The sequence below is a fragment of the Arthrobacter sp. CJ23 genome (assembly GCF_024741795.1).
In the GTDB taxonomy this organism is placed as follows: domain Bacteria; phylum Actinomycetota; class Actinomycetes; order Actinomycetales; family Micrococcaceae; genus Arthrobacter.
In genome coordinates, this window is record NZ_CP102950.1 from 3,279,784 (window position 1) to 3,301,413 (window position 21,630).

The window sequence follows — 21,630 nt, forward strand, 5'->3', positions numbered from 1 at the left end:
CCTCAAACCGTGACCATCATTGACAACGCCGTCTACGTAGACGGCGTCCGCACCGCCACCCCGGACAGCCTCGAGCAGAGCGTCGAAACCTTGGCCGCCCACGGCGGCATGGTCTGGATCGGTTTGTACCGGCCGGACGAGATGGAAATGGCCGCTGTGGCCGCCGAATTCGGTCTCCACCTGTTGGCCGTGGAGGACGCAGTGAACGCCCACCAGCGCCCCAAGCTGGAACGCTACGACAACAACCTCTTCACGGTCCTCCGGCCGGCCCGGTACCTGGACGAAACCGAGACCGTGGAGTTCGGTGAGCTCCATATTTTCACGGGAAGCAACTTTGTGGTGACGGTCCGCCATGCAGAAACGCCCGGGGTTGCCCAGGTCAGGCGCTATCTGGAGCACCAGCCGGAGCTCTTGCGCTGCGGTCCAGAAGCCGTGCTCTATGCCCTCCTGGACCAGGTGGTGGACGACTACGCACCGGTGGTTGCCGGCCTGGAAAACGACATCGACGAAATCGAGGACCAGCTCTTCAGCGGCGACACCACCGTGTCGCGCCGCATCTACGAACTCGCACGCGAGGTCATCCAGTTCCAGCGGGCAATCAACCCCCTGCCCGAGATGATCGACCTCCTCAAGCGCGGCTTCGTGAAGTACGGCGTGGACATCGAACTGCAGCGCAACCTCCGCGATGTGGAGGACCACGTCCAGATCCTCATTTCCCGGGTCAACGGCTTCCGCGACCTGCTCCAGAATGCCCTCACGCTGGATGGCACGTTGACGGCCAACCGGCAGAACGAGGCCAGCGCGGCGCAGAACGAGCAGGTCAAGAAGATCTCCTCGTGGGCCGCCATCTTCTTTGCGCCGTCCATCGTGGCGGGCGTGTACGGCATGAATTTCGACCATATGCCCGAACTGCACTGGGCCTTCGGCTACCCCATGGCCATGGGGCTGATGTTCGGCGCCGCCCTGCTCATGTATGTGATCTTCAAGCGCAAAGGCTGGCTGTGACCGCAGGCCACCCGCCGGACGGGCAGTCGCGCGGTGCGGAACCTGCCCTGGGATTCCGCGCGGGCCGCATCATCACCCCGGGTTCACCCAGGCAACTCGGGCGGCTGGGGCTCTTCCCGCCGTCGGACGTCCAGCGAAGGGTCCTGAAGCTGGCTACCCGGCCCATCACGGCCAGGAATGCCGAACCGGACCTGCTGTGGATCAGTTTCGCCGAACTCTGCGGCGGGCCGGCCACGACGGCGGACTTCCAGGCACTGGCCGCGGAGCACCGGATGTGGGTGATCGACGGCGTCCCCTCGCCGCGGCTCGAATTTGCCCTTGGCCCGGCGGCCGCCTGGCAGCGCTTTGGCCAGGTGGTGGAAGTCCTTCAGGAGCTGGACATTGCGCTGTTCCTGATCGGGGCCGGGCCCTTTGACTGGGGCAGCACGGACACGGACTCCATCGGCACGGAAACAGGACTCCCTGCGGAGATGGCACGGATCGCCAGCCGTTTGGCCTTGCTGGGACGGGTTGAGTCCCCCGACGCCAGCGAGCGGGCCGGCGTGGACCGGCCCGGCGAATATACGTTTGCAGAGGGTGCCGGGAGCTAGGCTCCCGGCACCCTGCCCAATGTTCCTAGATGGCTCCGCCCGCGGTGGGCGGGGCGCTGGAGTCGTGTCCGCTGTCGCCGACTGTCTCGCGGGCAATGTAGTTTTCGATGTCGAAGAGGTTCTCGGCCCGCTCCGTGATGTTCAGCAGCGTGGTCATCGAGGCGACTTCCTCCACCTGTTCCTTGAGGAACCAGAGCATGAACTGCTCACCGAGGGGGTCGTTCTCCGCCCGTGCGGCACGGAACAGCTCCTCGATGTTGCGGGTGACTTCCCTTTCCTGTTCCAGGGCCAGCTGGATGGGCTCCTTGGCATCCGCAAACTCGTTGCGCACCGCGCTGATGCCGGGGACGGCCACCGGCAGGTTCCGGTCCAGCATGTACTGGACCATCATCATGGCGTGGTTGCGCTCCTCGAGGGACTGGCGGTAGAAATGCGCGGCCAACTGGGGCAGATCCTGGCCGTCGTAGTACACCGCCACGGCGATGTACTGCTGGGATGCCGCAAACTCATTCGCGACCTGGGTGGACAACAGTTCATTGAATGTCTTCTTAGCCATGGCCCGATCCTACCGTCGGGCACCGACACCGGACAGGCTTCAAACACCGCAGAGCGCCAGGCGGCGCGTCACCGGCTTAAAGCAGTGACGCAAGGCCGGCACCGCCGGCAGCCGCCAGCACGCAGGCGCCCATGGTGCCGATGCCGTTGGCCAGCGCCAGTCCGGTCCGCCCTGCCTGGACCAGGCGCACCGTCTCCAGGCTGGCGGTGCTGAACGTCGTGTAACCGCCCAGGAATCCCGTCCCCAGCACCACTTGGAGCGATTCCGGTGCCAGATGCCGCATGACGAGCCCGGCCAGGAACCCCAGCAGCAGGGAGCCTGACACATTGATCAGGATGGTTCCCAGTGGAAGCGCCGTCCTGAGCTTCGAGCGGACCAGTCCGTCCACCACGAACCGCACGGCGGCCCCGGCCCCGCCGGCCAGGGCGAGCAGCAGGACCGTCATTGCCGGACCATCCGGCGGTGCTGCCGGGCCGCCAACCAGATGCCGGCGACCGTGGCCGCGACGCCTCCCAGCAGGCTGGTACCCAGGTACCAGACCCCCTCCGTCGACCGGCCCGCGTCGAACAGGTGGACGGCGTCGAGCGCCAGTGTGCTGTAAGTAGTGAAGGCGCCCAGGAAACCAGTTCCGACGGCGAGCCGCAGGATCTGCCGCCATCCGGCGTCGGGCCCCCTGCGCGAAAGTCCTTCCAGAAGAGCCCCCAGGACCAGCGCGCCGGACAGGTTGATCACGAGCGTGGGGAGCGGCCAGCCGCCCGGGGCCGGGATGACGAAGCCGAGGCCGTAGCGGGCCAGGGCGCCGAGCACGCCGCCGGCTGCCACCAACAGGACAAGCCGCCCGTGCAGGTGGACGGGCCGGTGCACCTCAGCCGTCATGGTGCGGGAGCATCGCGGGACTCAACGGGACCACCAGCACCGGCCGGCCCTGGCGGTGCGTGAGGTGCACGGCAACGGAACTGGCAAGCAGCTCCTCGAGCCGGGCACCCAGCCGCCCTTCATGGGTTCCGACCACGATCATGGCGGCGTCGATGGCGTCGGCATGGTGTGCCAATGCACGGGCCGGCTGGCCGGCCAGCGTGACGAAGCGCCACGCAAGGGGCAGCCCGCCCAGTTCGGCGGCAATCCGGGAGCGGATGCCCTCCGCGATTGGCCCGGCGTCGTCGTCGACCCCGTCCGGATCAATCGGCTGAGCCGCGCCGGCAGCGTCGCCTGGCACCGGGTAGCTCGCCACGTCCACGTACGCGCACACCAGTTCCACGCCGGCGCTCAGGGCAAGGTCGGCAGCGCGGCGCAGGACGATCGCGGGTTGATGCGGGACGACGCCGAGCAGCACGGGACCGGTGATGCCCGCCGCCGATCCTGACTCAGCCATGCCGGCCACCCCTTGCGTGCGAAGTGGTCATTGCCTCAATTCCTCCATCTTGCTCCAGAACGAATCCCGGAGCATGCGCCTGACGCCCTGGAGGTCAGTCTTGTGCTCCCCGATCCGCTGGGCGCAGTCCTTCAGGAGCACCCTGTCCAGCTCCGGCGGCAGCAACGGCCTGTCGGCGAAGAGCTCATTGAGTTCACCCTGGGTGGCGGCGCCATGCCAGTTGACGGCCAGGCGCTCCCCCACCTCCTGCGCAACAAGCATCGCTGATTCCTCGACGGCGGACGCGGGGCCGCTGCTGTAGACGATCCCGGATTCGATGGCGCGGGCGCGGTGGAGGGTGGCGGGCTGCGGTACTGCCTGCAGTCCGTTCGCCGGAGCCATGACATGGTGCGGCGGACCCGGTACCGGGCGGCCCATCCCGGCCTTGGGGCCAGGCAAGGGAGGCTGCGACAGGAGCTGGGTGCCGGAGGACGGGGCCAGCCGGATCACGGCAGGCTTGCTCTTGAAGCAGGATTCGATGAGTTCCATGGGCAGGGTGATGATGCTGTCGACAGTCAGGGCCAGGTGTTCAGCCACGGACCGGACGCCGAGCCGGTGGCACTGGTCCTCGATCCCGATCAGAACCACCTTGACGCCGAGTTCCTGGGCCGCTTCAACGGCTTCGGCAAGATCGTCGTCACCGGAAACCAGGAAGACCACGCGGGCCGCCCGGTTGCGTGCGATGCCCACAAGGTCCAGACCCAGCTTGAGGTCCACGCCTTTCTGGTCCCCGCCGTAGGAGAGCCGGCCCAGCCGGACCTTGACGCCGGACACCATGCCGATCTTCTTGTGCTGCTCGCTCAGCACGGCGTCCTTGGCGGCGTCGTACCAGTACATGCGCAGGGTTTCGAGGCCGCAGAACTCCTCGGCCCGGGCCTTGATGCCGGAGATCAGCTTCTGATGGTCCACGTCGAAGGCCGAGCGCAGAGAGGTCTGGGCCTGGGACAGCCCGCCTACTGCAAGGAGGAAGCCGGCGTCCACGAAGATAGCGCTCTGGGGTGCCATGCACCGATCCTAGCCACCTGGCACGTTGGGAGCGCGGAGGGCGGCCCGGAATGCTGGCGCGTCAGACCTTCTTGACCACGCTGGATTTGAGCTGCATGGGGCCAAAGCCGTCCACCTTGCAGTCGATGTCGTGGTCGCCCACGCCGTTGATGAGGCGGATATTGCGTACCTTGGTGCCGACCTTGATGGAGGTGGGGCTGCCCTTGACCTTGAGGTCCTTGACCACCGTGACGGTGTCACCGTCGGTCAGGACGTTTCCGACGGAGTCCTTGATGGGCTGCCCCTGGTCCTGACCGGCGTCGTCTGCGGGCGCGGCGGACCATTCATGTGCGCACTCGGGGCAGACCAGCAGGGCACCCATCTCGTAGGTGTATTCGCTGGAGCATTCGGGGCACGGGGGCAGAATCTCATTCACACGTCAATGATAGTCGAGGCCAGTGGGCCGGGCGGAAACGCGGGCGCCCGGACTTGGAACGCGGTCCCCTTCACTGTGGAGCTAAGGAGATTCGAACTCCTGACCTCTTCGATGCGAACGAAGCGCTCTACCAACTGAGCTATAGCCCCCGGGCCGGCGCCAACGCGGCGTGGCCAGTGACCCTAGGCTACAAACTATCCCGCTGCTTTGCCAACCACGACACGAACGACTCGGAGCCATACCGCTGTTCCGGGACCAGGTTCTTTCCCGCGCGCAGGTAGGCGCCCATGGCACCGGGCAGTGGAAGCTCCACAATCCGGCCTCGGGCCCCCGTGGCCGACTTCCAGGCCTCGGCAAGCTCCCGCATGGCCTGGACATCCGGGCCGCCCACGGTGCGGAGCCTGTGCCGTTCATCTGAGGGGGCTTCCAGTGCCGCCTCAAGGAGGGCGCCGGCCACCTCGGAGGGTGAAATGGTCTGGAACTGCACGCCCTTGAACGCCGGGAGCAGCCGCACCTTCGCGCCTGCCTCGAACATCGCTGCCACGAGGCTGTGGAACTGCGTTGCCCGCACCACTACGGTTTCAAGGCCAGATTCCGCATACCGGCGCTCCTTGTCGGCCTTCGACGCGTAGAACGCGTAGCTGCTCTGGTCGCAGTTGATGATGGACAGCGCCACGGCTTTCCGCGCACCAGCCAACTGGGCTGCGGCAAGAAGCCGCGCACCGCCGTCGGCGAAGGTCTTGCGGGCCTTGCCGAACTGGCCCTCCAGGCAATCGATCACGACGTCGGCACCCGCCAGTGCGCCGGGCAGGCCTTTTCCGGTGGTGATGTCGGCCGTGAAGTAGCTGGCGCCGTCGTGGCGGGCCGGCGATCCCGGCAGCGGCTCATGGCGGCTGATCACGGCGACGCGGTGCCCCGCAGCGAGGGCCAGCCGGACGACTTCACGGCCTACCTGGCCGGTTCCACCGGCGACGCAGATGGAGGTCATGCCGGGCTAGGCGCGGCGGCGCTGCAGGACGTCGTCGAGGTTGCTCAGCGCGCTCTGGCCCTTGGCTGCACCACGCGCCTGACCAACTGCTGCGGCTTCAGCCTGCTCTGTGCCCTGTTTGAGGACCGGATTGCCGACGGGCTTCGGGGCCTCCGGGAGATCAAGGGGCTCGGGAGCCGGACGCGGCGCCTTGGCAGCACCGACGTACGTCGGCTTCGGAACCTCAACTGGCTGCCAACTGGATCCCTTGGAGTCCTGGGCAGCTTCAACGGACTTGTCGCCTGCAGCAACAGCCACCGCCAAGGCGGCCTGGCGAAGCTCCACCGCGGAAAGCCGTGCGGCTTCGCGGTTCCTCGCCTCGGCGTCGAAAACCGTGGTCTCCCTCGATTCCACCGGTGCATCCTTCGGCAAATAGCGCTCAGGCGTTGGGATGGTCACCGACTGCGCGGCGCGGCGCGCCCGGCGTTCCCGGAGATCCCTTAGAGCGAGCCTCCGCAACGTAACGACGGCAAGCACGGCACCCACGAAAGACACCGAGGGAAGCCACCCGGACCCGGTGCCGAAAAGACGAAGCACGCCCGAAACCAATGCCGTCAGCAGCAAGAAAAGGCCGGACAACGCCAAAGAAAACCGGGCATAACGGATGGTGAAGGGAGTAACAGGCGACTTCTTGAGGGACGACTCGGCCACGCGGGATTCCAGGGGCGACGCCGGCGCTTTGCTATGCATGGTCTCCATGGGTTTCTCCTGCTTGGGGGCCAGTTTCAGGACCACCCCGGCGCGCGGCTCGTCTGCTTCATCGTCAAGTACCTCGGTTTCCCCCGCACCGGCGGCCTGAAGCTGCGGCCGTCGGTTCCTGAGGATGTGGGGTGCCACCCACACCATCCAGAGCGCGACAGTGACCACCAGTATCACTGAGCTGCTGAGAGGGAAGTCCACAGTCAAAACCGTAGAAGCATTTGGACGGGGGCTGCCGCATTAGATGCGGTGTGTCGCCCCACAGTCCTCAAATCACTGGATACATGACTCCGGGCGTCGCTACGGGGACGCGGCACCGCCTCGCACCCAACGGGCGAGGATGCCTTCTGGAACTTCCTCGGAGGTGAGGGCGAAAGTGCGGTGGTCCGCCCACTCCCCGTTGATGTGCAGGAACCGCTCCCGGTGTCCCTCGTCCCGGAAGCCAAGCTTCTCCACTACGCGCAGGCTGGGGGCATTTTCCGGCCGGATGTTGATCTCCATGCGGTGAAGCCCGAGCGTGCGGAAGCAATGGTCGGTGGCCATGGCCACGGCCGTCGGTGCAATGCCATGGCCGGCACGCGCCTGATCCACCCAGTAACCCAGGGTTGCCATCATGGCCGATCCCCACACGATCGAGGAGACAGTCAATTGGCCCACGATCCTTGGCTCCCTGAAACCGGGGGTCCGTTCCGTGATGACGAACGGGAGTGCCGAGGCGTGCCGCGCCTGCTCGTTGAGGGATGCCACCATCTGCCGATAATTGGGCAGGTGCCCGCCCGGCGCCGGATTGGAGGCCTCCCATGGCGCCAGCCAATCAGTGTTGCGGGAACGTACTTCGGTCCACTCCCGGCGGTCGCGGTAGCGGATTGGCCGCAGCGCAAGATCGCCGTGCTCCAGCGTCACCGGCCAGATGGCCGAGCCCCACATGCGGGCTACTTGTTCAGAGTGGAGGCAAAGCCCGGGAGCCAGTCGCGCAGTTCCGGACCCAGGTCCTCGCGCTCGCAGGCAAGCTCGATGCAGGCCTTCAGGTAGCTGAGCTTGTCGCCGGTGTCGTAGCGGCGTCCGCGGAACACGACACCGTAGACGCCGTAGCCTTCGCCCTGGCCCGCGGCCAGGACCTCGAGGGCGTCGGTCAGCTGGATTTCCCCGCCTCGGCCCGGCGCCGTGTTTTCCAGTACCTCGAACACGGCCGGGTGCAGCACATAGCGGCCGATCACTGCGAGATTCGAAGGAGCTTCCTCGACAGTGGGCTTTTCCACGAGCTGCTTGATGCGGACGTAGCCGTTTTCGCCGTCTTCCTCGATGTCGGCGCAACCGTAGGCGCTGATCTTGGAGGGCTCAACCTCGATGAGGGCCACCACAGATCCGCCGGTCTTCTGCTGGACGGCGATCATCTCGCTAAGCAGGTCTTCACGGGCATCTATGAGGTCGTCGCCGAGGAGCACGGCGAACGGCTCGTTGCCAACGTGCTGCTTGGCACGCAGGACGGCGTGGCCGAGGCCGTTGGGGTCACCTTGGCGGACATAGTGGATGTCTCCCAGGTTGGTTGCGGACCGGATGGACTCGAGTTTGCCCGTGTCACCCTTTTCGGCGAGCGTGGCTTCGAGCGCGGGAACGCGGTCAAAGTGGTCTTCCAGGGCGCGCTTGTTGCGGCCGGTGATCATCAGGATGTCATTCAGGCCGACCTTGACGGCCTCCTCCACCACATACTGGATGGCTGGCTTGTCCACGACAGGCAGCATTTCCTTCGGCATGGCCTTCGTGGCGGGCAGGAACCTGGTTCCAAGCCCGGCAACGGGAATCACGGCCTTACGGACAGCATTGTTATCGGAAGTCACGGGACTAATCTAACGGAAGGGCAACAACAACGGCTAAACAATCGTCCAGGCGCACGTCTTCGTGGCCTGGGCTCCGCGGCCGGCCGCGATCAGGTACGAAGGAACGGAACACATGGCATCCAAGGAAGAGCTCCGGCGCGGACACCGCCGCGTCCGCAAGGCCATGAGCCTGCCCCAGCTGCAGGAGGCCGGCGCCGGCGTGGCCGGGCACGGCGCAGACTGGGCCGCAGGGCGGGCAGGCGGAGCCCCGGCTGTCTTCGCCGTCTATCTGGGCGTTTCCTTCGAGCCGCCCACACTACCGCTCATGGCCGCACTCCATGCGGCAGGACACCGGGTGCTCCTTCCTGTGTGCGAGCCCGAGCGGCAGCTCAGCTGGGTCCATTGGACGCCCGACACGCAATTCGTCCGCTCCCGCTACGCCCCCATTGATGAGCCCGTTGGCGAGCGGCATCCCAGCACGGTGGTGGCCGGAGCAGCGGGTATCTTCCTGCCTGCCACGGCGGTGGACAGGGCCGGCAGCAGGATCGGACAGGGCGGCGGCTACTATGACCGGCTCCTGGATTTCCTCGAGGGTTCAGGAGTCCTGCCGCCGACCATCGCGGTGGTCTACGACGGCGAAGTGCTGCCCGCCGGCACCATCCCGGCCGAGCCGTTTGACCGCCCCGTGGCCGAGGCGCTGACGCCGTCCGGCGTCGTCCGGCTCGGTACGGGCCCGACGGCGGATCCGGACCGGGCGCGCCGTAGCACCGTTGCTTGTGATAACCGGCATATTCCATAGCGGACACAAGGCTCCCGGATGATAGAATTGGCACTCAGGCCCTGAGACTGCTAGGCACCGTAACATTCGATGCCGCAGCGCAGGACCTGAACTTTGTCCTGGAGGAGGATCATCAGTGCCCACATATGCTTACGCCTGCAAGGACTGCGACCATGCCTTTGACATCGTCCAGGCCTTCACAGACAACTCCTTGACGGAATGCCCCGAATGCCAGGGGTCCCTGCGCAAGAAGTTCAACAGCGTCGGCGTGGTCTTCAAGGGTTCAGGCTTCTACCGCACTGATTCCCGCGACGCAAAGGGCAGCACCGTGTCTGCCGCTCCCTCGGCTCCCCCGGCCCCTGTTGCAGCCCCTGCCGCGGCACCGGCCTCCGTTGCCGCGGCCAGCTAGCACCCACTTATCCACATAGGGTCTCCGGGCCCTGCCGTTCGACGCCGGATGCTGGCTAGCGTGGCTTCATGCCACAACGATTCCAGACATCCCGCCCCGCCCGGTCCCTGGCCGGGCCGCGGCGCCCGCCGGCTCCAAGGTCCGGCCGTTCGCCACGCGCGCCTCAGCGCCTTCACAGTGGCGCGGCGTACCACGGCAGGGACTTAATCGCCGGCCGGCAGGCCTTCCCCCGGAAACTCAATGGTTGGCTCAACCGAAACCGCCGCCTCTTGGTGGCACTGCTGTTGTGCACCGCCGCGGGGATTGCCGTTCATCAACTGACCCCTGCCTCGGTGCAACGCGTTCAGGTCTTGGCTGCGGCGCGGGATCTTCCGGCAGGTTCGAGTCTGGGCGCCGCCGACCTGGTGCCCTTGGACGTGCCTCCGGACCTGGCCATCCCGGGCGTCTTGCCGGCGGGCACTGCCGTTTCCGGTAGGCAGCTCGCCACCCCATTGCAAAAGGGGCAGATCCCCACCGAAGCGCAACTGCTCGGCCCGGGACTGCTCACAGGCGCTCCGGCTGGCTCTGCCGCCGTCCCGCTGAGAATAGCCGATCCGGCGTCCCTCCGCTTGCTCTCACCGGGGCAGCTCATCACGATTGTGCTGACCGGCACCGGTGGCTTCGAGGCCAGGAAGAGCGAAGTGCTGGCGACCGCGGTTCCCGTGCTGTGGACCTCGGCGCAGGGCGGGCAGCCCGGGCAGTGGCTCGGTACGGGAGAGACGGACGGCCTGGTGGTTGTGGCAGCGGATCCCGCGCAGGCCGGGAGGCTTGCGGGCGCCTCGACGCAAGGGAAGCTGTTCTTCGTCCTGGTCAATCCGCCGGCCGCCAGCGCGGGACAAGGCCCTGGAGCGGCAGGGTGAGCGCTGCGGGAAGGCCGTCAGCCCCAGTGCGGGGGCTTCTGCTCCTTCAACCATGCGTCGTGGTCGTAGCCCGCGTTGTCACCCCAACGGCTCGGGTCGTCCTCCGAGGCCTTGTTCGGCAGGACTCCCTCCCTGTCTGTCTTGGCGGTGTCGTTCAAGCCTGCGTTCTTCAATCCTGCGTCTTTCGTGTCGTTCGGGGCAGCGGGTGCACCGCCTTGATCAGGTTCCTGCGTCTGTTCCTGCTTCTGTTCCACGGCCGATCCTCCTCCGTGTTCCGGTTCTGCCGCCGCCCGGTAGCTGCCAAGTGGCGTCATGCTGTCCAGATCCAATTGTTCAACATCCACGTCCAGGAAGCCATGTTCCGCTGCACCCACCCGGCGCTCCGCTTGCTTCTCGAGACCCAGATAGGCGCCGATCCGGTCAGCACAGGTGGAGGGGTCCGTGAATACCTCAATGGTCCACAGGGACATATAGCGCCATCCCATACGTTCCAGGAGCTGTGGACGCAGCCTGCTGCGCTCACGGACGCTCATGCGCCGGTACCGTTCGGTACCATCGGATTCGATGGCCACGGGTGTCGGAAGCTCGACGTGGTCCTGGCCGATGGTGTGGACAGGATCGGCCGCGGCGGCAATGTCCAGGACGCCGTCGTAGAGATGCCAGACGCGGGCACCCCGTGCCCGGAGCCTCTCGCCAAGGTCCGCCACGAGAGGATCCTCGCCCAGCGCCCGCTCACTCGCGGCCGAGCGCGACGCTGGGGTCCCGAGGTTGCTGTTGCCGGACAGTTCCCGGTCAAGCAGCTCGTAGAACTCGACGGCGCCATGGGCCAGACGGTCAAGGTCCAAGTCCTCGGGCCGGAAGCAGCTCAGGACATGCATGGACCGCCTGGCACGGGTCATCGCCAGCGCGAAGCGGTTGCGCCCGCCTTCCACCGACAGCGGCCCGAACGTGTGGAGTGCCCGGCCGTGGGGTGTGCGCCCATAGCCGAGCGAGAAGATGATGTGTTCCCTGACCAGCCCCTGGGCCCGCTCGAGGTCCACCACGCGGAAGGACTCGGGTCCGGCGCCGAAGAAGGGCGCCAGCGAGGGATGGTTCGGCAGCTGGAGCCGGATGGCCTCGCCAACGCGGGCGGCATGGCGCAGGCTGGCCGTCACAACCGCCAAGGACGTGCGCGGCCGATGGCGGGCGTGCTCGAAGACAAGATCCACCACGCGGTTGACCTCGGCGGCCACGGACTCAACGCCCTCGTGGTCCGCGCCGGGCAATCCCGTGCCGTCCGGAATGTATTCCACCAGGATGGAACGGTCCAGGCCCGTCACCGACTGGCCGTCGGGCAGGCGCCGGAGACCGCCGCCGTAGTAGTTCTTGCTCAGCTGCAGCACAAGGTCTTCATCCGCGGCCCGGTAGACCCAGTTAAGCTGCCACGTGGGCAGGACCCGCGCCAGTGCGCCGAAGGCACTGTCCACAGCCTCATGGCCGGCCACGCCGGCAACGGGCGGCTCCACGGCAACGCTGAACGTCCTCGCGGTGGCCACCTTGGCATCGCCAAAGGCCACCACTTGCTTGGCCCGTGCGATGGCCGGCAGCACGGCCTGCAGCGAGGTGGTCTCCGCGTCGATGATGACAACGGCGTCGAATTTCTGTTCCGCCGGAAGCACACCGGTGAGCAGGTAGGGGCTGACCGAGCAGACAGGCACCAACAAAGGCACCAGATCCGGTGCCTGTGCGCTCAGGGCCGGCAGCGTTACCCGGCCGTCCTTGAGCAAGGCCTTCAGCAGTTCTGCCTGGCGGGGGTTCTCCGAGATGCCTGCCCGCCACCTTTCGGCAAGCTGCCACCGCAGACGGGCTGCACCGCTGGCAATGTGCGCCTGGTCCGCGAGGCGGAACTCGGCTTCGAGCTTGCGGAGGGAATCGCCGTCGGACATTGCCAAGTAGTCGTCCCCGCTGATCATGGCTTCCAGCGCGGACTGCCACCAGGCCAGGTCCAGCTCCGCCGCGACGGAGCCTGCCGGGACCTCCCGCTCGGCGAGATCCGTGAGCAGTTCGGCGAGTCCGTGCTCGCGCATGTTCTCGATCAGGAGGGTCCGTTCCGGAAGCGTCTCAAGCGTGGCGGTATCGGCAACCAGGCCTTCCAAGCGGGCGATGAGCTCAAGGTATCCGGTGCCGTGGAGGTCCCCGCCGTCTGCGCTGTGCTCGAGGGCATCCCCCAGGCGGCGCAAGTCGCGGTCCAGTTCGCGGTACAGGGTGCCGAGTTCGGCCAGACCGGACGGAACCGACGGGTGCCGCTGCGTCGTTGCATACCCGGACCACTGCGCACGTTGCTCCTGCACCTGCAGCAGGGAGCTGTGCAGATCGGCGATGTGCACGCCGGGGCGGACGTATTCCTTGGCCACCCGGCGCAGGCGCGAGCGCTGCATGGACGGCATTTCAAGGTTGTGTTCCCGGCGCCAGGACGAACTTGCCGTAGCGGAAATCAGGTCGTGGACCGGGCGGTCGAAAATATCGGGGGTGAACTTGTCGAGGCTTTCCCGGACTGCCATCAGCAGTTCGAGCTGCCCGCCCCACTCGGCGAAGTTTGCTCCCAGCCGGATTTCGGCGTGCTCGGCCACCTGGTACATGCGCTCGCGCAGCTGCGGAAGTTTCTCGGCAAGGGAGAGCGCCAGCCGCTGGGCTTCCTCGGTTTCCTTGCGGGTCACCAGCCGGGCACCGTACCAGAGGCTCGACGTCGAAGCCCGGCTGAAACTGCCCAGCTCGGCCGCCCGGCGGAGACGCCCGGCGAGTTCCGCCCGGTCCTTGATGTTGTCCAGCACGCTGCGCTTGAGCCGGACAGTAGTGGCTGGCGCAGGGTGGATGGACGTCAGCTCGGCGAGGGACTGCATGGCCTGGTAGGGCGAGCAGCCCCAGCGCTCGCGCACGTTGTGCAGGGAGGCGACATGGTCCATGAGGGCGTGCCGGTGCTCCGTGAGGGTCTTGTGCAGATTCCCCAGCTGCGGCTCGAGGGACTTCTCGTTCCTCATGATGGCCCGGACAAGCTGGTTCTTGAGCTGCTGGGGCGTGGAACCGTCGCCGGGACGGAACAGCATCGAGTCGAGTCCCAGGGATTCCAGATGCGTGGCGAGGCCGGCAAGGCTGGCTCGGCGGTCGCCCACCACCAACACCGATTTTCCTTCGGCGACCAGGGCCCCTATGGCGTTGATGGCCGTCTGCGTCTGGCCGCTGCCCGGAGGAGCGCTGACCACCAGGGAATCCCCGGCACGCACGGCGTCCACCACGTATTGCTGGTCCATGTCGGCGTCGAGCAGCAACAGCTCATCGGCAGGATCGCGTTGGTCAAGGTCGTCGAAGCGCCCGGCCTTGATCGGCTCCGGCTCCACGTGCCCGCCGTTGGCCGCCGTCGCAAGGGCCGCCACCACGGGGTTGCTCTGGTTGATCCAGGGGTCGTCGAGGTTGCCGGAAAGGTCCGCCAGCGTAGTGACGAGCAGGTTGAATTCAACCTCGGCCCCGTGGATCGGCTGCACCAGCGTGGAGATGCGGTCCAGGACCGGCTGTGGATCCAGGCGCGCCGTATTGTAGGCCATTCGCGCCACGGCCTGGACATCGAAGACGATGCCGTGGACCATTTTCAGGTGCCGGACCAGGGCCGGGTTCATGCGGGCCTGCTCGCTCAGCTGGAGTTCGTAGTCGTCTTCGCCGGGCCTGACGGTGAGCACGATGGAGGTAAGCATCACCGGGGCGGAAACACGCTGTGGCTTCCCGCCGACGGCGGAGGTCCAGACGACGGTCCCTGCGGAGAGGTAGCCGGCGTCGATGCCGCGGTCATTGCTGAGCTCGAAAATCTTGGAGCGGATGTTCCGGGCCGCCCGCGCGGCGACCAGATACTGCTGGCGGTCCCGGATGAGGGTGGAGAGGCGCGTCCGCCGGCCGGCCAGCAGCTGCGCAAGGCCCGAGGGGTGGGCGTTACTGAGATCGATGGCACCTTCGGGCGTCTTGACGAAGCGCAGCATTGTGTCGGCGCCGGTGACGGGCTTGAGCCCTGACAACCACTTCCGGAGTTCTTCAGAACCCTCTTCCGGGCCTTGACCTACTGACACAACTACTGCCTTCTTATCTGTACTAGCTTTAGACGCCTTGGACCATACCGGCATACTTTCGAGGGTAGCGGACTCCGTCTGAAGGCAGCTCCGCAACACTGCCCCTGCAGTAAATTCGCCGTCATTTCACTCCAGAAAGCGAAGTGGCCGGCCTCAGTGAAGAGGCCGGCCACTCAAAATGCTATTCCCACTCGATGGTTCCCGGTGGCTTGCTGGTCACGTCCAGCACCACGCGGTTCACGCCGTCCACCTCGTTGGTGATCCGGTTGGAGATCTTCGCCAGAAGGTCGTACGGGAGGCGCGACCAGTCGGCCGTCATGGCGTCTTCCGAAGAGACCGGGCGCAGGACGATCGGGTGGCCGTAGGTACGGCCGTCGCCCTGGACGCCCACGCTACGGACGTCTGCCAGCAGCACTACGGGCATCTGCCACACGTCGTTGTCCAGGCCGGCCGCAGTGAGCTCGGCACGGGCAATGGCGTCGGCCTTGCGCAGCAGGTCCAGACGCTCCCGGTTGACTTCACCGACGATGCGGATGCCGAGGCCGGGGCCCGGGAACGGCTGGCGGCCAACGATTTCCTGCGGCAGTCCCAGCTGGGCACCGACGGCACGGACCTCGTCCTTGAAGAGTGCCCGCAGCGGCTCAACGAGCTCGAACTGCAGGTCCTCCGGCAGGCCGCCCACGTTGTGGTGGCTCTTGATGTTGGCTGCACCTTCGCCGCCGCCGGACTCGACGACGTCCGGGTACAGCGTGCCCTGGACCAGGAACTTGATCTTCTCGCCGTCGGCAGCGGCCTGGGCGATGATGGCCCGCTCCGCCTCCTCGAAGGCGCGGATGAATTCCCGGCCGATGATCTTGCGCTTGGTTTCGGGATCGCTGACGCCGGCAAGGGCGGACAGGAAGCGTTCCTGCTCGTTGGCGACGTAGAGCTTGACGCCGGTGGCTGCCACGAAGTCGCGTTCAACCTGCTCGGCTTCGCCCTCGCGCAGCAGACCGTGGTCCACGAACACGCAGGTGAGTTGGTCTCCTACCGCACGCTGCACCAGGGCAGCTGCAACGGCTGAATCGACGCCGCCGGACAGGCCGCAGATGACCTTGGAGTCGCCGATCTGCTTGCGGATACGGTCAACCTGCTCTTCGAGGATGTTGCCGGTGGTCCAGTTCGGAGACAGGCCCGCGCCCTTGAAGAGGAAGTTTTCGAGGACCTGCTGGCCGTGGGCCGAGTGCTTGACCTCGGGGTGCCACTGCACTCCGTAGAGGTGCTTTTCCTCGTTGGCGAACGCCGCAACCGGGGCGCCGGCCGTGGTGGCCAGAACCTCGAAGCCCGCGGGGGCTTCGTGGACGGAGTCGCCGTGGCTCATCCACGTGGTCTGGGATTCCGGCAGGTCCGCCAGAATGGAGCGGGCTTCGCCTACGGCGGTTGCCTCGGTGGCGCCGTACTCCCGGAGGCCCGTCTGGGCCACGGTGCCGCCAAGGGCATTGGCCATGGCCTGGAAGCCGTAGCAGATGCCGAAGACCGGAACGCCGGCTTCAAACAGGTCAGCGCCCACGCTCGGGGCACCTTCGGCGTAAACGCTCGAGGGCCCTCCGGACAGGATGATCGCTGCGGGGTTCTTGGCCAGAAGCTGCTCGGTGGTGAAGGTGTGCGGAACAATTTCCGAGTACACATTCGCTTCACGGACGCGGCGGGCAATCAGCTGCGCGTACTGGGCACCGTAGTCAACAACCAGCACCGGCTTCTGGGAAGTCTGGGGTGCGGTGGGAGTAGTCACCGTCCTAGACTACTTTGCCCGGCCGCCCCGGTGCACCTTGGGGACCGTCGCAAGCACCGCAAAACAGCCCCGCGTTAGCGATCTCACATCGCTAGTAGCGCTTGGAGGCCTGCGGGTTGGCAGCGAGCTCGGCTTCAACCTGCGCGTGGAACTTCTTCTCCACGATGAAGGACATCAGCGGAACCACGCCGCCGAGGGCCAGCAGGATGAGCTTCGCGAACGGCCAGCGCATGAGGGACCAGAGGCGGAAGTTCGAAATCAGGTACACGACGTACATCCAGCCATGCACGATCAGTACTGTGACGGACAGGTTCAGGCCGCCAATGACGCCTTTCGGTTCCGATTCCGCGAAACCGAAGCCGAACGGCTGGCCGGTCACGGCGTTCGTGCCGCCGGCGAACAGCGAAAGGCCGAATCCGTAACGGGCCGCGAGCTCGGCACACAGCAGCAGGAGCATGGCACCGGTGAGGTAGGCCATGACCTTGTAGAACTTCAGCGCGGAGCGGATCTGGGCTTCGGTGCCGCCGAAGCGGCGCTTCTTGCTCTTGGCGGCTCCTGACTGTTCGGGCTGGACTGCCGGCTTGGGCTCAATCATTGCTGCACCTTTTGTTCTGGCTCATGTTGTTCTGACTCATGGGTTCTTGAAGGAAGTTGTGCGGGGCCGCCGTCGGGACCGTCGCCGCCGTCTTCGGCGTCCTCATCGGCATTCTCGTCTTCGAGTCCGCGCCGGTGGTCGTCGGCCACCATCCGCCACCAAATGTAGAGGGCGAATCCGGCGAAGACCACCCATTCCACGGAGTAGAACAGGTTCAGCCAGTTGACCTGCTGGGCAGGCGGCTGGGCCGGGATGTTGAGGGCCTTCAGCACTCCGGAGGCGGCAACGGAGGCGCCATCTGAGTTTTCGGCGCTTGCGGCCACAAATCCTGGGTAGCTGGAGACGTCCCATTTGTTGATGAGTTCCGCCACCGCGACTGCGGACGCGCGGCCCGGGCCGGCGTCGACGTTGGGCAGCGGCGCTTCGGACGGCAGCAGCCGTCCGGTCAGTTCAATGGTGCCCGACGGCGGCGGGCCGGCTTCCGCGGGATCGGCCACCCAGCCGCGGGCCACGGGAATCCAAGTCCGCGGAGATGCCGCGGCACCGTTCAGCGCCGGGGCGCCGTCGACGGCGAAGGCAGACACCACCCAGTAGCCCTTCTGCCCGCCGAACAGCCTGCCTTCGACGAGGACCTGTTTGGCGGGGTCATAGCTGCCGGTGGCGCTGACCATCTGGTCTGAGACCGAGCCCGGGAAGAACTGGCCCGGCTTGAGCACCGTGGTGAGGGGCTTGACCTCTTCCACCGTGGAGGAAACGGGCGCTTCGCTCGTGGTGGACCGGCCGAACTGCCATTGGCTGAGCAGCACGAACACCCCGGACAGGAGGAGCGCAAAGACCAGTCCTGCGATCCAGCGGGGTTTCAGCGCGGTTTTCAACACCCCTTAACCGTACTTCGTCCGGCTGTAGAACAACGAACCCGGGCCCCGCTCCCTAGTGGTCGAAGAAGACCAGACTTGAGTTGATCAGTTCGGAGATGACCTCGGGGTCGTAGGCACGGCGCAGGGAGTCACGGAAGGATTCCTTGGACAGCGACCTCGCCAGGGTGGCCAGGACTTCCAGGTGGTCGGAGAACGAACTGGCCGGTGTGGCGATGAGCAGGACAAGTGTGGCCGGACCGTCGCTGGCGCCGAAGTCCAGTGCGTGGCCGAACTTGGTGACGCCCACTGCGATGGAGATCCTGGACACGTACTCGCTGCGGGCATGCGGCAGGCCGATGCCGCCGGGCAGGCCGGTGGCCAGCTGGTGTTCGCGGGAATGTACCTGTTCGAGGAAGCCTTCGAGGTTGGATATGCGCCCAGCGGCGTAGAGCCGTTCGGCGAGCTGCGCGGCGGCGTCAATCTTGTCCACGGCTTCAAGCTCAAGAACCACGGTGTCCGGTGTGGTCAGTTCGGCATCATACGGATCCAGTGGTTCGGCCACGTCGTTTCCCTCCAGTACGGCCTCCCGGCCGGGTCCATTGCCTGTCAGCGCAGGGGAATGATGTCATCCACTCCCATGCGCGCGGCATCCGCGGATTCGTCGTCGGGCTGCTGCTGGCTGAGTCGCTCGGCTTCGACCCGTGCCAGATAGTGCCTGATTTCGCTTTCCCACTGCGCTTCGCTCCAGCCAAGGATGTCACCCATCAGCTTAGCGACTACCGGAACCGCGGACACACCGCGGTCCCAGGACTCGATCGAGATGCGGGTCCGCCGGGTGAGGACGTCGTGGACGTGCCGCGCCCCCTCATGCGTGGTGGCGTAGACGACCTCTGCCGCGAGGTAGTCGTCGGCGCCGGGGAGCGGATCGCCGAGACTGGGTTCGTTGGCGATGAGGGCAAGCAATTCGGAGGCCAGGGAGCCGTAGCGGTTGAGCAGGTGCTCCACACGCGCCACATGGACGCCGGATTCTTCCGCCGCACGTACGCGTCGGTTCCAGGCGGCTTTGAACCCTTCGGCGCCCAGCAGCGGGATGGTTTCCGTGCAGCTTGCGGGAACGCGCTCGTCCATGGCCCTGGTGGCCTCGTCCACGGCGTCCTTCGCCATCACACGGTAGGTGGTGAACTTCCCGCCGGCCACCACCACGAGGCCAGGTACGGGGTGCGCCACGACGTGCTCACGGGAGAGCTTGGCGGTGGAATCGTTCTCGCCGGCCAGCAGGGGCCGGAGCCCCGCGTAGACACCCTCCACGTCCTCACGGGTCAACGGCCGTTTCAGGACGCGGTTGACATGTTCCAGGACGTAGTCGATGTCCTTGCTGGACGCCGCCGGATGTGCCTTGTCCAGCTTCCAGTCGGTGTCCGTGGTTCCGATGATCCAGTGCCTGCCCCAGGGGATGACGAAGAGCACGGACTTTTCGGTACGCAGGATCAGCCCCACCGTGGATTGGAAACGGTCACGGGGAACCACCAAGTGGATGCCTTTGGATGCGCGGACCTTCAACTGGCCGCGCTCAGTGACCATGGCCTGGGTTTCGTCCGTCCACACCCCGGTGGCGTTGACCACTTGCTTCGCCCGGACAGCGAACGTGCTGCCGTCCTCCTGGTTCTCCAGCTTGGCGCCGACCACCCGCTCGCCTTCCCGGAGGAATTCGACCACCCGCATCCGGTTGACGGCGTGTGCCCCGTAGTGGGCCGCCGTGCGGACCACGTTGACCACCAGGCGGGCATCATCCACCTGGGCGTCGTAGTAACGGATGGAACCCACGAAGGCGTCGTTCTTGAGGCTCGGGGCCGCCCGCAGGGTGCCGCGCCGGAAGAGGTGCTTGTGCATGGGCACGCCGCGGCTGTTGCCGGAGGTGATGCCCAGGGTGTCGTAAAGCAGGATGCCCGCACCGACGTAGGGCCGCTCCCAGAACCTGCGAGTCAACGGGTAGAGGAACGGGACCGGGCGGACCAGGTGGGGGGCGATGCGCTGGATGAGGAGGCCGCGTTCCTGCAGCGCCTCCTGTACCAGCCCGAAGTCCAGCATCTCGAGGTAGCGGAGCCCGCCGTGGATCAGCTTTGAGGACCTCGAGGACGTCCCTGACGCCCAGTCCCTGGCCTCGACGATGCCGACCGTCAGGCCGCGGGTTACGGCGTCGAGGGCCGATCCGGCACCCACCACGCCACCGCCGACAATGAGGATGTCGAGCTCCTGCCCGGGAACACTGGTGCCCTTCAGGACCTCGATGGATGCGGCACGGGATTCGGGGCTGAGGGCACCGGCCTTCCCGCTCGGCCCGCCTGCGGCACTGCTCATCGGACGCCTCCAATCGCGCAAAAAAGCCCGTAGTCCCCCACACTACCTACTGATGGCATTCTTGGGCAGGGCGATCCAGGCGGCGTGCCGGGTCCGGACGCGCAAGAGCCCGCCATCCCTCGCTGCAGGCGAAAGGACGGCGGGCTCTGGAACGGCGGAGCGTCCGGCGTGCCTGACTAATGTCCGGAGTACGGCGAGACGACGACGTCGACGCGCTGGAATTCCTTGAGGTCCGAGTATCCGGTGGTGGCCATGGAGCGGCGCAGGGCACCGACCAGATTGGAGGTGCCGTCGGTGTGATGGCCCGGTCCGAAGAGCACCTCTTCGAGGGGGCCCACAGTGCCGACGTTGACGCGGTCGCCGCGGGGCGATTCGAGGTGGTGGGCTTCCGGACCCCAGTGCCAGCCGCGGCCGGGAGCCTCATCGGCGCGGGCCAGCGCGCTGCCGAGCATGACGGCGTCGGCGCCCATGGCGATCGCCTTGACGATGTCGCCCGAGCTGCCCATGCCGCCGTCGGCGATCACGTGCACATAGCGTCCGCCGGACTCATCCATGTAATCGCGGCGGGCTGCGGCGACGTCGGAGATGGCGGAGGCCATCGGCGAGTGGATGCCGAGGGCGCGGCGCGTGGTGCTGGTGGCACCGCCGCCGAAGCCCACCAGGACACCGGCGGCGCCGGTGCGCATCAGGTGCAGGGCAGGCGTGTAGCCGGCGGCACCGCCGACGATCACGGGGACGTCGAGCTCGTAGATGAACTGCTTGAGGTTCAGCGGCTCGTGCGTCTTGGAGACGTGCTCGGCGGACACCGTGGTGCCGCGGATGACGAAGATATCGACGCCGGCAGCCACCACGGTCTTGTAGTGTTCCTGCGTGCGCTGCGGCGTCAGGGAGCCGGCAACGGTCACGCCGGCGGCGCGGATCTCGGCGAGCCGGGAGCTGATCAGCTCGGGCTGGATGGGCGCCTTGTAGAGGTCCTGCATGCGGCGCGTGACGGCCGGGCTGCTGGTTTCGTCGCTGAGGCCGGCGATTTCGTCCAGCACTGCCTGCGGGTTTTCGTAGCGGGTCCACAGGCCTTCGAGGTCCAGGACACCGAGGCCGCCCAGGCGGCCCAAGGCGATGGCGGTGTCCGGGGACATCGCCGAGTCCATGGGGGCACCGATCACGGGCATATCGAACTTGTAAGCGTCGATCTGCCAGGAAACAGAGACGTCCTTCGGGTCACGGGTGCGACGGTTGGGGACGATCGCGATGTCATCCAGGGAGTAGGCACGACGCCCACGCTTGCCACGGCCAATCTCAATCTCGTAAGTCACTGCTCGAGTTTATCCCAGTGCGGCTGTCCTCCCG

General features: G+C 66.5%; 22 protein-coding genes and 1 tRNA gene. 5 read left to right on the plus strand and 18 right to left on the minus strand.

Annotated features, from left to right (window positions below):
* The first annotated feature begins 9 nt into the window (after positions 1-9).
* Both corA and zapE read left to right on the plus strand, forming a co-directional pair.
* A complete protein-coding gene (gene corA, locus NVV90_RS14665) occupies positions 10-1,005 on the plus strand; it encodes a magnesium/cobalt transporter CorA (RefSeq protein ID WP_258438005.1) in 996 nt (331 codons plus the stop codon).
* A complete protein-coding gene (gene zapE / locus NVV90_RS14670; RefSeq protein WP_258438006.1) occupies positions 1,002-1,595 on the plus strand; it encodes an AFG1/ZapE family ATPase in 594 nt (197 codons plus the stop codon). The genes corA and zapE overlap by 4 nt, the downstream gene beginning before the upstream one ends.
* A 25-nt stretch (positions 1,596-1,620) precedes the next feature.
* On the opposite strand, the gene NVV90_RS14675 is transcribed toward zapE, so the two are convergent.
* From NVV90_RS14675 to galU, 11 genes are all read right to left on the minus strand, one after another.
* Positions 1,621-2,151, minus strand: a complete 531-nt coding sequence (locus tag NVV90_RS14675; RefSeq protein WP_258438007.1) for a ferritin — start codon at positions 2,149-2,151, stop codon at positions 1,621-1,623.
* 76 nt (positions 2,152-2,227) lie between these two features.
* Positions 2,228-2,596 carry a fluoride efflux transporter CrcB gene (gene crcB / locus NVV90_RS14680; protein ID WP_258438008.1) on the minus strand — a complete coding sequence of 123 codons (369 nt, stop codon included), beginning with the start codon at positions 2,594-2,596 and terminating at the stop codon, positions 2,228-2,230.
* A complete protein-coding gene (locus NVV90_RS14685; RefSeq protein ID WP_258438009.1) occupies positions 2,593-3,027 on the minus strand; it encodes a CrcB family protein in 435 nt (144 codons plus the stop codon). Before NVV90_RS14685 ends, crcB begins: the two co-directional genes overlap by 4 nt.
* Complete coding sequence (locus NVV90_RS14690) at positions 3,017-3,523, minus strand: universal stress protein (protein WP_258438010.1); 507 nt, start codon at positions 3,521-3,523, stop codon at positions 3,017-3,019. Before NVV90_RS14690 ends, NVV90_RS14685 begins: the two co-directional genes overlap by 11 nt.
* A 27-nt stretch (positions 3,524-3,550) precedes the next feature.
* A complete protein-coding gene (locus NVV90_RS14695) occupies positions 3,551-4,567 on the minus strand; it encodes an NYN domain-containing protein (protein WP_258438011.1) in 1,017 nt (338 codons plus the stop codon).
* 61 nt (positions 4,568-4,628) lie between these two features.
* Complete coding sequence (locus NVV90_RS14700; protein ID WP_309304064.1) at positions 4,629-4,982, minus strand: zinc ribbon domain-containing protein YjdM; 354 nt, start codon at positions 4,980-4,982, stop codon at positions 4,629-4,631.
* A 76-nt stretch (positions 4,983-5,058) separates the two neighbouring features.
* Positions 5,059-5,131, minus strand: a tRNA-Ala gene (locus NVV90_RS14705).
* A gap of 38 nt (positions 5,132-5,169) precedes the next feature.
* Positions 5,170-5,970 carry an SDR family oxidoreductase gene (locus tag NVV90_RS14710; RefSeq protein WP_258438012.1) on the minus strand — a complete coding sequence of 267 codons (801 nt, stop codon included), beginning with the start codon at positions 5,968-5,970 and terminating at the stop codon, positions 5,170-5,172.
* A gap of 6 nt (positions 5,971-5,976) precedes the next feature.
* Positions 5,977-6,876 carry a hypothetical protein gene (locus tag NVV90_RS14715; protein WP_258441195.1) on the minus strand — a complete coding sequence of 300 codons (900 nt, stop codon included), beginning with the start codon at positions 6,874-6,876 and terminating at the stop codon, positions 5,977-5,979.
* A 132-nt stretch (positions 6,877-7,008) separates the two neighbouring features.
* Complete coding sequence (locus NVV90_RS14720) at positions 7,009-7,635, minus strand: GNAT family N-acetyltransferase (protein WP_258438013.1); 627 nt, start codon at positions 7,633-7,635, stop codon at positions 7,009-7,011.
* A gap of 5 nt (positions 7,636-7,640) precedes the next feature.
* Positions 7,641-8,546 carry a UTP--glucose-1-phosphate uridylyltransferase GalU gene (gene galU, locus NVV90_RS14725; protein ID WP_258438015.1) on the minus strand — a complete coding sequence of 302 codons (906 nt, stop codon included), beginning with the start codon at positions 8,544-8,546 and terminating at the stop codon, positions 7,641-7,643.
* A gap of 112 nt (positions 8,547-8,658) precedes the next feature.
* Here galU and NVV90_RS14730 point away from each other — a divergent pair, with 112 nt between their 5' ends.
* From NVV90_RS14730 to NVV90_RS14740, 3 genes are all read left to right on the plus strand, one after another.
* Entirely contained in the window at positions 8,659-9,324 is a 666-nt protein-coding gene (locus NVV90_RS14730) for a 5-formyltetrahydrofolate cyclo-ligase (protein ID WP_258438016.1), read from the plus strand.
* Positions 9,325-9,439: 115 nt separating this feature from the next.
* Positions 9,440-9,712: an FmdB family zinc ribbon protein gene (locus tag NVV90_RS14735; protein WP_258438017.1), complete on the plus strand. Its 273-nt coding sequence runs from the start codon at positions 9,440-9,442 to the stop codon at positions 9,710-9,712.
* A gap of 332 nt (positions 9,713-10,044) precedes the next feature.
* Positions 10,045-10,611 carry an RcpC/CpaB family pilus assembly protein gene (locus tag NVV90_RS14740; RefSeq protein WP_309304065.1) on the plus strand — a complete coding sequence of 189 codons (567 nt, stop codon included), beginning with the start codon at positions 10,045-10,047 and terminating at the stop codon, positions 10,609-10,611.
* 17 nt (positions 10,612-10,628) lie between these two features.
* Here the strand turns inward: NVV90_RS14740 and NVV90_RS14745 are convergent, their stop codons facing one another.
* From NVV90_RS14745 to NVV90_RS14775, 7 genes are all read right to left on the minus strand, one after another.
* The gene (locus NVV90_RS14745) at positions 10,629-14,756 is read right to left on the minus strand and encodes a DUF4011 domain-containing protein (RefSeq protein ID WP_258438018.1); all 4,128 of its coding nucleotides are present in this window, start codon (positions 14,754-14,756) and stop codon (positions 10,629-10,631) included.
* Between the two features lie 127 nt (positions 14,757-14,883).
* Positions 14,884-16,473 (minus strand): glutamine-hydrolyzing GMP synthase, encoded by a 1,590-nt coding sequence (gene guaA, locus NVV90_RS14750; protein ID WP_258438019.1) that lies wholly within the window; start codon positions 16,471-16,473, stop codon positions 14,884-14,886.
* Positions 16,474-16,564: 91 nt separating this feature from the next.
* Positions 16,565-17,068 (minus strand): DUF3817 domain-containing protein, encoded by a 504-nt coding sequence (locus tag NVV90_RS14755; protein ID WP_258438020.1) that lies wholly within the window; start codon positions 17,066-17,068, stop codon positions 16,565-16,567.
* Positions 17,065-17,946: an SURF1 family protein gene (locus tag NVV90_RS14760; protein WP_258438021.1), complete on the minus strand. Its 882-nt coding sequence runs from the start codon at positions 17,944-17,946 to the stop codon at positions 17,065-17,067. Before NVV90_RS14760 ends, NVV90_RS14755 begins: the two co-directional genes overlap by 4 nt.
* A 52-nt stretch (positions 17,947-17,998) precedes the next feature.
* Positions 17,999-18,487 (minus strand): PTS sugar transporter subunit IIA, encoded by a 489-nt coding sequence (locus tag NVV90_RS14765; protein ID WP_258438022.1) that lies wholly within the window; start codon positions 18,485-18,487, stop codon positions 17,999-18,001.
* 44 nt (positions 18,488-18,531) lie between these two features.
* On the minus strand, positions 18,532-20,283 hold the full coding sequence (locus NVV90_RS14770) for a glycerol-3-phosphate dehydrogenase/oxidase (protein ID WP_258438023.1): 1,752 nt from the start codon (positions 20,281-20,283) through the stop codon (positions 18,532-18,534).
* Positions 20,284-20,459: 176 nt separating this feature from the next.
* Positions 20,460-21,596 carry a GuaB3 family IMP dehydrogenase-related protein gene (locus NVV90_RS14775; protein WP_258438024.1) on the minus strand — a complete coding sequence of 379 codons (1,137 nt, stop codon included), beginning with the start codon at positions 21,594-21,596 and terminating at the stop codon, positions 20,460-20,462.
* Positions 21,597-21,630: the final 34 nt, after the last annotated feature.

Coding starts and splice junctions, on each gene's coding strand:
- NVV90_RS14720 (WP_258438013.1), bottom strand. CDS start 7,635: ATGTGGGGCTCGGCCATCTGGCCGGTGACGCTGGAGCACGGCGATCTT.
- crcB (WP_258438008.1), bottom strand. CDS start 2,596: ATGACGGTCCTGCTGCTCGCCCTGGCCGGCGGGGCCGGGGCCGCCGTG.
- NVV90_RS14690 (WP_258438010.1), bottom strand. CDS start 3,523: ATGGCTGAGTCAGGATCGGCGGCGGGCATCACCGGTCCCGTGCTGCTC.
- NVV90_RS14730 (WP_258438016.1), top strand. CDS start 8,659: ATGGCATCCAAGGAAGAGCTCCGGCGCGGACACCGCCGCGTCCGCAAG.
- NVV90_RS14675 (WP_258438007.1), bottom strand. CDS start 2,151: ATGGCTAAGAAGACATTCAATGAACTGTTGTCCACCCAGGTCGCGAAT.
- NVV90_RS14770 (WP_258438023.1), bottom strand. CDS start 20,283: ATGAGCAGTGCCGCAGGCGGGCCGAGCGGGAAGGCCGGTGCCCTCAGC.
- NVV90_RS14685 (WP_258438009.1), bottom strand. CDS start 3,027: ATGACGGCTGAGGTGCACCGGCCCGTCCACCTGCACGGGCGGCTTGTC.
- NVV90_RS14710 (WP_258438012.1), bottom strand. CDS start 5,970: ATGACCTCCATCTGCGTCGCCGGTGGAACCGGCCAGGTAGGCCGTGAA.
- NVV90_RS14755 (WP_258438020.1), bottom strand. CDS start 17,068: ATGATTGAGCCCAAGCCGGCAGTCCAGCCCGAACAGTCAGGAGCCGCC.
- NVV90_RS14695 (WP_258438011.1), bottom strand. CDS start 4,567: ATGGCACCCCAGAGCGCTATCTTCGTGGACGCCGGCTTCCTCCTTGCA.
- NVV90_RS14745 (WP_258438018.1), bottom strand. CDS start 14,756: ATGCCGGTATGGTCCAAGGCGTCTAAAGCTAGTACAGATAAGAAGGCA.